Origin of the sequence: Morganella sp. BCCO 40_0007, assembly GCF_032989665.1 — a bacterium.
Classification (GTDB): Bacteria; Pseudomonadota; Gammaproteobacteria; order Enterobacterales; family Enterobacteriaceae; genus Morganella; species Morganella sibonii.
Map to the genome: position 1 here is coordinate 227,738 of NZ_JAVBIN010000007.1, position 7,719 is coordinate 235,456.

General features: G+C 51.2%; 7 protein-coding genes and 2 tRNA genes. 6 read left to right on the forward strand and 3 right to left on the reverse strand.

The features are described 5' to 3' along the window. Positions 1-5: 5 nt before the first annotated feature. Positions 6-89, reverse strand: a complete 84-nt coding sequence (locus tag R5268_RS19450) for a YnhF family membrane protein (RefSeq protein ID WP_107679736.1) — start codon at positions 87-89, stop codon at positions 6-8. Positions 90-365: 276 nt separating this feature from the next. Here R5268_RS19450 and purR point away from each other — a divergent pair, with 276 nt between their 5' ends. Continuing rightward, on the forward strand, positions 366-1,391 hold the full coding sequence (gene purR / locus R5268_RS10590; protein WP_046893537.1) for an HTH-type transcriptional repressor PurR: 1,026 nt from the start codon (positions 366-368) through the stop codon (positions 1,389-1,391). A gap of 3 nt (positions 1,392-1,394) precedes the next feature. On the opposite strand, the gene punR is transcribed toward purR, so the two are convergent. Then, positions 1,395-2,297 (reverse strand): DNA-binding transcriptional activator PunR, encoded by a 903-nt coding sequence (punR, locus tag R5268_RS10595; protein WP_046893538.1) that lies wholly within the window; start codon positions 2,295-2,297, stop codon positions 1,395-1,397. A gap of 121 nt (positions 2,298-2,418) precedes the next feature. Here punR and punC point away from each other — a divergent pair, with 121 nt between their 5' ends. After that, the gene (gene punC, locus R5268_RS10600; protein WP_072056867.1) at positions 2,419-3,630 is read left to right on the forward strand and encodes a purine nucleoside transporter PunC; all 1,212 of its coding nucleotides are present in this window, start codon (positions 2,419-2,421) and stop codon (positions 3,628-3,630) included. Positions 3,631-3,895: 265 nt separating this feature from the next. After that, positions 3,896-5,059, forward strand: coding sequence for a cyclopropane fatty acyl phospholipid synthase (gene cfa / locus R5268_RS10605; protein ID WP_317420210.1), 1,164 nt, complete (start codon positions 3,896-3,898; stop codon positions 5,057-5,059). Positions 5,060-5,140: 81 nt separating this feature from the next. Here the strand turns inward: cfa and R5268_RS10610 are convergent, their stop codons facing one another. Beyond that, positions 5,141-5,806, reverse strand: coding sequence for a riboflavin synthase (locus R5268_RS10610; RefSeq protein WP_046893540.1), 666 nt, complete (start codon positions 5,804-5,806; stop codon positions 5,141-5,143). Between the two features lie 212 nt (positions 5,807-6,018). Between R5268_RS10610 and R5268_RS10615 the strand changes: the two genes are divergently transcribed. The 3 genes from R5268_RS10615 (at position 6,019) to R5268_RS10625 (ending at position 7,717) form a co-directional block, all read left to right on the forward strand. Next, positions 6,019-7,392 carry an MATE family efflux transporter gene (locus R5268_RS10615; RefSeq protein WP_046893620.1) on the forward strand — a complete coding sequence of 458 codons (1,374 nt, stop codon included), beginning with the start codon at positions 6,019-6,021 and terminating at the stop codon, positions 7,390-7,392. Between the two features lie 145 nt (positions 7,393-7,537). Beyond that, positions 7,538-7,614 (forward strand) — tRNA-Val (locus tag R5268_RS10620). 29 nt (positions 7,615-7,643) lie between these two features. Then, positions 7,644-7,717 (forward strand) — tRNA-Val (locus R5268_RS10625). Positions 7,718-7,719: the final 2 nt, after the last annotated feature.

Below are 7,719 nucleotides of genomic sequence, written 5' to 3' on the forward strand. Positions count from 1 at the left end.
GTATATCAGAAAAGCATTATTGAAAACAGTACGATCATAACCAGTGCTGCAACCGCTGTTGACAAACCATATTTCAGATCTGTATCCATTCTTATCTCCAAAATAGCTGCTTAGTGACCAATGATGACTACCTGACATCCTGAATCATCAAAATAATTAAAACGGATGGTCTGACCGGAAAACCCGAATAGCTGACCATATCAATAACCATAGCACAGGTAATATTTTTTACTTTTGACCCGGATCAGACAACAATGCCTGTTTTTACAGAAATTTTTCTATTGTTACTGCATAATGGCACTATAATAGCAATCGATTAACCGAATAATAAAATACAGACCGGCAGGTCAGGAGTTGTTTTCATCATGGCAACGATTAAAGATGTGGCTAAGCGCTCGGGCGTCTCCACCACAACCGTCTCCCATGTCATTAATAATACCCGTTTCGTTGCGGAAGAAACGAAGGCGGCTGTCTGGGCTGCAATCAAAGAACTGCACTATTCACCGAGCGCCGTGGCGCGCAGTCTGAAAGTCAATAACACCAAATCCATTGGTCTGCTGGCCACCTCCAGTGAAGCCCCGTATTTCGCGGAAGTGATTGAGGCGGTGGAAAACAGCTGCTACAGCAAAGGTTATACCCTGGTGCTGTGCAACTCACATAATAATCCTGACAAGCAGAAAGCCTATCTGGCGATGCTGGCACAAAAGCGTGTCGATGGTCTGCTGGTCATGTGTTCGGAGTACCCGGATAAGCTTATTACCATGCTGGAAGGCTACCGCAATATTCCGATGGTGGTGATGGACTGGGGCAAAGCGCGCGGGGATTTCACCGATGCGATTATCGATAACGCCCTGCACGGCGGTTATCTCGCCGGACGTTACCTGATTGAACGCGGTCACCGCGATATCGCGGTCATTCCGGGGCCGCTTGAGCGGAACACCGGCGGCAACCGTCTGGAAGGATTCAGTAAGGCAATGAAAGAAGCCGGAATTACTGTGCGTGATGAATGGGTTGTCCAGGGTGATTTCGAACCGGATTCCGGCTACCGGGCGATGACACAAATTTTGTCCGGTAAACAGCGGCCGACCGCGGTATTCTGCGGTGGTGATGCCATGGCCATGGGCGCAATTTGTGCCGCCGATGAACTGGGACTGCGTGTACCGCAGGATATTTCTGTGATCGGGTATGACAATATCCGCAACGCCCGCTACTTCACACCTGCCCTGACGACCATCCATCAGCCGAAAGAGCGTCTGGGACAGATGGCGCTGACCATGCTGCTCGACCGTATCGTCAACAAACGCGAAGACGCGCAGACCATTGAGGTGCATCCGCGTCTGGTCGAACGCCGCTCCGTGGCGGATGGTCCGTTTATCGACTACCGCCGCTGACGATCATCTCAGCCATTCGGCATTGAGTGTTTCGCTGTCGCCGAGATAATCAAGCAGCCAGCTCAGTGCCGGTGAAGTATCCTTATCCACCCAGGTGATGCAGCACGGGCTGTCCGGCAGCGGCTGTTCAATCTTCAGCGCGGTCAGCCGGCCTTGCGCAATAAGCGGATCTGCACGGTGTGCGGGCATCATCGCTGCACACAGACCGGCTTCCACACAGGCAATCCCGCGATCCCAGTCCGGTACCACCAGACGGCGCTGATTATCCAGTGCCCACGTGTCGCGTTTCGGCAGGGAACGCGAGGTATCTTCCAGACATAAACTCGGGTACGGCACCATCTCCTCATTGGTCAGAACATGACCGGCAGAGGCCAGCGGATGTGCCGGACTGACCACCGCACGCCACGGCAAAAAGCCCATATCCCGGAAGTTGTAACGTTCGCCGATAGGGGATGCGCGTGTCGCACCGATAGCCACATCCACCCGTCTGTCCACCAGCGCATCCCACACACCGTTAAACACCTCCGGATAAATATACAATTCGATATCCGGAAAATGATGATAAAAATCCAGCAGAAGTCGCGTTATCCGTTCCGGTTTTACGATACAGTCAACAGCGATACTGAACTGTCCGCGCCAGCCGTTGGCAATCATCTGGCACTGGTGACGTGTGGATTTCATTTTTTTGATGACATCACGCGCTTCTTTGACAAACAGCACACCGGCAGGTGTCAGTTCAACATCCCGGTGACGCCGTTCAAACAGCGGAACCGCCAGCCACTCTTCCAGCTGGCGCACACTGTAACTGATAGCGGAAGGCACCCGGTGCAGTTCCTCTGCCGCCGCACTGAAACTGCCGGTCCGTGCCACCGCATCCACCACATCCAGTGTATATTCTGACCACATAATCCTTCCTTTCAAAAAATTTCACAGCAATGTGCAAATAATAACGTTTTACAAAGAAAAACTCGAATAGTTAAAATAACAACTCACGCATTACACTTATTTAACATTCAGGTATTTTTCTGTGACAGTCAACACATCGCCTTCCCGCGGCTTTCTCTTTTATCTCGCCGGGCTCAGCATGCTGGGTTACCTCGCGATTGATATGTATCTGCCTGCATTCGGTATGATGCAGGAATCTCTGAACTCCACTGCCAGCGCTATCAGCGCCAGTCTGAGTATTTTCCTGGTCGGCTTTGCCATCGGCCAGCTGTTATGGGGACCGCTCTCCGATAAAATCGGTCGTAAACCGGTTCTGCTGATGGGTCTCGGGCTGTTTGCCCTGAGCTGTCTGGCAATGATCTGGGTAACCACCCCGGCACAATTATTATTACTCCGCTTTGTACAGGCCGTGAGTGTCTGCTCTGCGGCGGTCACCTGGCAGGCGCTGGTTATCGACCGTTATGATGATCACCGCGCACAGCGTGTTTTTGCCGCGATTATGCCGCTGGTGGCACTTTCTCCGGCGCTGGCACCGTTACTCGGCGCGTGGCTGCTCAATCACGGCGGCTGGCACGAAATTTTCCTCGTGCTCGGCGGCATCACGCTGCTGGTGCTGATCCCGACTCTGATGCTGAAAGAAAAACATCACATCACGCCGGATACTGCCAAAACAGAAAAACAGAAAATCTCATTTTTCCGTCTGCTGAAATCGCCGGTATACAGCGGTAACGTACTGATTTACGCCGCATGCAGTGCCGGTTTCTTTGCCTGGCTGACCGGCTCACCGTTTATCCTGCGCGATATGGGTTATAACCCGAATGATATCGGCCTGAGCTATATCCCGCAGACCATCGCCTTTATGGTCGGCGGCTACGGTTGCCGTGCCCTGCTGTCACGGATTAACGGTAAAACACTGCTGCCGTTCCTGCTGGCCGGTTATGCCGTCAGCATGGTGGGTCTGTATGCCATGGCAAAATTCAGTAACCCGTCACTGGTGGCGATTCTGATCCCATTCTGCTTTATGGCAGCAATGAACGGTGCGTCTTACCCGATTGCGGTATCCAACGCCCTGGCGGTTTACCCGGAACACAGCGGTAAAGCGGCGGCATTACAGAATGCGATTCAGCTCGGTTTATGCTCCGCGATCAGTTTCCTGGTCTCTGCGCTGATGCACGAACCACTGCTCTCCACCACCGCTGTGATGGCTGCAACCGTGGTGCTGACTATCGGCGGTTATATTATCCAGCGCCGCTCTTCACGTACTTCCGTGACTATTGCGGAACAAAATCAATAGATTGACGCAGTGATTAAGAATATTCCTAATTAAAGGCCGTACTCATGTACGGCCTTTTTTGCCATTGAATTTTAATCTCAGGCTCCTATACTTTTCAGACAATTCGTTCTGAATCCGGATTTTGAGCTTTGTTTTTGTCTTAACGATTACGTTAATACGCAGACTGTCACCCGATGACGGCCAATCACACCGGTTCTGTTGTTCCCGCGCAAAACGTCATAAATAAAGCACTCAGAATCCCGCTTTGATAAAAATTGGAGATAATATGAGTTCTGATTGTGTCGAAAATCAAAAAACGCCCGCCGATTCCTGGCAGCGGATTGCCTCCGATCTTTTAGACGAAGCCGGCATTGAAGTTAATGGCTCCCGCCCTTTCGATATTCAGGTACATAACAACCAGTTCTTTAAACGGGTATTACAACAAGGCTCGATGGGACTGGGTGAAAGTTATATGGACGGCTGGTGGGACTGTGAGCGGTTAGATGTTTTCTTTCAGCGGGTATTGCGTGCCGGGCTGGAAAATAAACTGCCGCAGAATATCAACGATATTATAAAAATCGCCATGGCCCGTATGCGTAACCTGCAAACCAAAAAACGGGCGCGGATTGTCGGTGAAGAGCATTATGATCTGGGTAATGACCTGTTTGAGCTGATGCTCGACCCTTATATGCAGTACTCCTGCGGTTACTGGAAAGGTCTCAGTGATGATCCCGCCAATCTGGCGCAGGCGCAGGAGCAGAAACTGCATCTCATCTGTGAAAAATTACAGCTGAAACCGGGTATGCAACTGCTGGATATCGGCTGCGGCTGGGGCGGACTCGCCGCATATGCCGCGAAACATTTTGACGTGTCCGTGACCGGTGTGACGATTTCCGCCGAACAGCAGAAATATGCGCAGGCACGCTGTGCGGATCTTAATGTTAATATTATCCTGGAAGATTACCGCGATCTGCATGAGCAGTATGACAGAATTGTCTCTGTCGGGATGTTTGAGCACGTCGGTCCGAAAAACTACGCCACCTATTTTGATGTGGTCCGGCGTAACCTGAAACCGGACGGATTATTTTTACTGCATACCATCGGTTCAAACCGTAATAAAGTGAATGTCGATGCCTGGATTGGTAAATATATTTTCCCGAACGGCTGTCTGCCGTCAATTCAGAATATCGGCGACAGCAGTGAAAATAAACTGGTGATGGAAGACTGGCACAATTTCGGAGCGGACTATGACCGGACACTGATGGCGTGGTATTCCCGTTTTCAGGCTGCCTGGCCGTCACTGGAAAGTAATTACACCCCGCGCTTTAAACGGATGTTCACTTATTATCTCAATGCCTGTGCCGGTGCATTCCGTGCCCGTGATATCCAGCTGTGGCAGATATTATGGAGCCCGCAGGGCTGTGAGGGCGGATTACGCGTTCCGCGCTGATTTCGTACCTTCCATAAACAATCCATAATAAATAATCCGGTCTGACAAAAATCAGCACCGGATTTTTTTATCTGAATCACATCAGATTTGCGGTTTTTCAGTTTCTGCCGCCGGGATCAGACTTTCCTGCAATTGCTGCATTTTCTGCGCCAGTACCCGCTCGGTGGTATCGACAATAGCCTGCGTTTGCGGATCAAGCTCAATATTCACTTTATCACCCAGCCGTTTTTTGCCCAGCGTGGTACGCTCACGGGTTTCCGGGATCAGATGCACACAGAAACGGTTATTGACCACATCACCGATAGTCAGACTGATGCCGTCGATACCGACAAACCCTTTGTGCAGAATATATTTCATCAGTGATTTATCTTCGATGCGCAGCCAGATCTGATAATTATTTTCAGAGACAAAAATTTTGGCAATTTCCGCCGTGGTCACAATATGACCGGACATAATATGCCCGCCGATTTCATCACCGTATTTTGCCGCTCTTTCCAGATTGACGATATCACCGCTTTTAATGCTGCCGAGGTTGGTCAGTCTTAAGGTTTCCTTAACCAGATCAAAGCTGATTAAATCCCCGTCTATTTTTGTGACTGTCAGACAACAGCCGTTATGCGCCACTGATGCGCCCGTCTCTATCCCGGCCAGCATTTCAGGCGGGAATTTCACGGTGTGGGTACGAAAGTTTTCTTTTTCTTCGATGGCGACGACGGGGCCTGTGCCTTGTACAATCCCGGTAAACATGCGGATCTCCAGTCAGTATTCGGATAGATTTATGCAGTTTATCCTGAAACAAAAAATTAAACAGCCCTTCCCGTGGTATCCCGCACATTTAATTGTATTGGCTTGTATTTGATTAATCGCTAGAATGACTTTTCCGCTTGATCCGGTAATTAGTTTACGAATCCCGGAACGTCTTTCCTCCTCCTTTTATCAGAATAAATAAGGTGTATTACGTGCAGAAGTATTTAAAAGAAGCGCGTACTTTGCTGGCTCTTGGTATTCCCGTTATTATCGCGCAATTTACACAAACGGCGATGGGCGTGGTTGACACAGTGATGGCCGGCAGAGTCAGTGCGACAGACATGTCCGCCGTGGCTGTCGGTACCTCTATCTGGCTTCCCGCTATCCTGTTCGGCCACGGCCTGCTGATGGCGCTGACGCCGGTGGTTGCGCAGCTTAACGGTTCCGGCCGACGTCCGATGATTGCCAATCAGATCCGTCAGGGTATGTGGCTGGCGGCATTTTTATCCGTCCTGGTCATCGCGGTGCTCTATAACAGCCGCTATATTATTGAAAATATGCCGCATATTGACCCGGTTCTGGCTGAAAAAGCGGTCGGGTTCACCCACGCTATTATGTGGGGTGCGCCGGGTTACCTGTTTTATCAGGTACTCCGCAGTCAGTGTGAAGGCTTGTCGAAAACCAAACCGGGGATGGTGATTGGTTTTCTCGGCCTGCTGGTCAATATTCCGGTCAACTATATCTTTATTTACGGGAAATTCGGTGCGCCGGCCCTCGGCGGTGTCGGGTGTGGTGTGGCGACCGCGTCGGTGTTCTGGGCGATGTTCCTGTTTATGCGCTGGTATGTGAAGCATGCCCGTTCACAGCGGGATGTACAGCCGAAAGCCCGTTTTACCCCGCCGGACTGGGCAGTCATGAAGCGGATCACGCAGCTCGGCCTGCCGATCGCCCTGGCGCTGTTCTTTGAGGTCACGCTGTTTGCCATCGTTGCCCTGTTGGTTGCGCCATTAGGCGTCACCGCGGTCGCCGGGCATCAGATTGCCCTGAACTTCAGCTCGCTGATGTTTATGTTCCCGATTTCACTGGGGATCGCCACTACTATCCGTATCGGCTTTAACCTCGGAAAAAATTCCACGGAGAAAGCGCGGGTTTCCGCCTATACCGGGCTGGGTGTCGGGCTGATGATAGCCGCTGTGACGGCGCTCTTTACCGTGCTGTTCCGTGAACCTATCGCCCTGCTGTATAACGATAATCCGGAAGTGGTGATTATGGCCTCCGGCCTGATGCTGTTTGCCGGTATTTACCAGTTGTCGGATTCCGTTCAGGTGATTGGTGCCGGTGTGCTGCGTGGCTATAAAGACACACGCGCCATCTTCTATATTACCTTTACGGCTTACTGGGTTCTCGGCCTGCCGTCCGGTTATCTCCTCGGTCTGACTGATCTGGTGGTTCCGGCGATGGGCCCGGCCGGGTTCTGGATCGGTTTTATTATCGGATTAACCGCCGCGGCTATCGGTATGGCATGCCGTATCCTGTGGTTACAGAAACAGCCGGACAGTTTTATCCTGCAACGCGCCGGTCGTTAACGGCTTTTGACGGGGGAAATGCACAGTTTTCAGTCCGATAGCATTAAATACGAGCAGTCGGACAAGAAAATGTGTTTTTCCCCTTGCAAGAACCGGCTCTGATCGTTAATATTCGTCCCCGTTGTCAGCGAAGATATTAAAGAATGCGTCCATAGCTCAGTTGGTTAGAGCACCACCTTGACATGGTGGGGGTCGGTGGTTCGAGTCCACTTGGACGCACCATTTACTTCGCAAAGCAATTATCACACAGTGCGTCCATAGCTCAGTTGGTTAGAGCACCACCTTGACATGGTGGGGGTCGGTGGTTCGAGTCCACTTGGACGCACC

Bases quoted from the DNA above. Each gene is read 5' to 3' on its own strand.
- R5268_RS19450 (WP_107679736.1), bottom strand. From the start codon at position 89: ATGGATACAGATCTGAAATATGGTTTGTCAACAGCGGTTGCAGCACTG.
- purR (WP_046893537.1), top strand. From the start codon at position 366: ATGGCAACGATTAAAGATGTGGCTAAGCGCTCGGGCGTCTCCACCACA.
- punR (WP_046893538.1), bottom strand. From the start codon at position 2,297: ATGTGGTCAGAATATACACTGGATGTGGTGGATGCGGTGGCACGGACC.
- cfa (WP_317420210.1), top strand. From the start codon at position 3,896: ATGAGTTCTGATTGTGTCGAAAATCAAAAAACGCCCGCCGATTCCTGG.
- R5268_RS10610 (WP_046893540.1), bottom strand. From the start codon at position 5,806: ATGTTTACCGGGATTGTACAAGGCACAGGCCCCGTCGTCGCCATCGAA.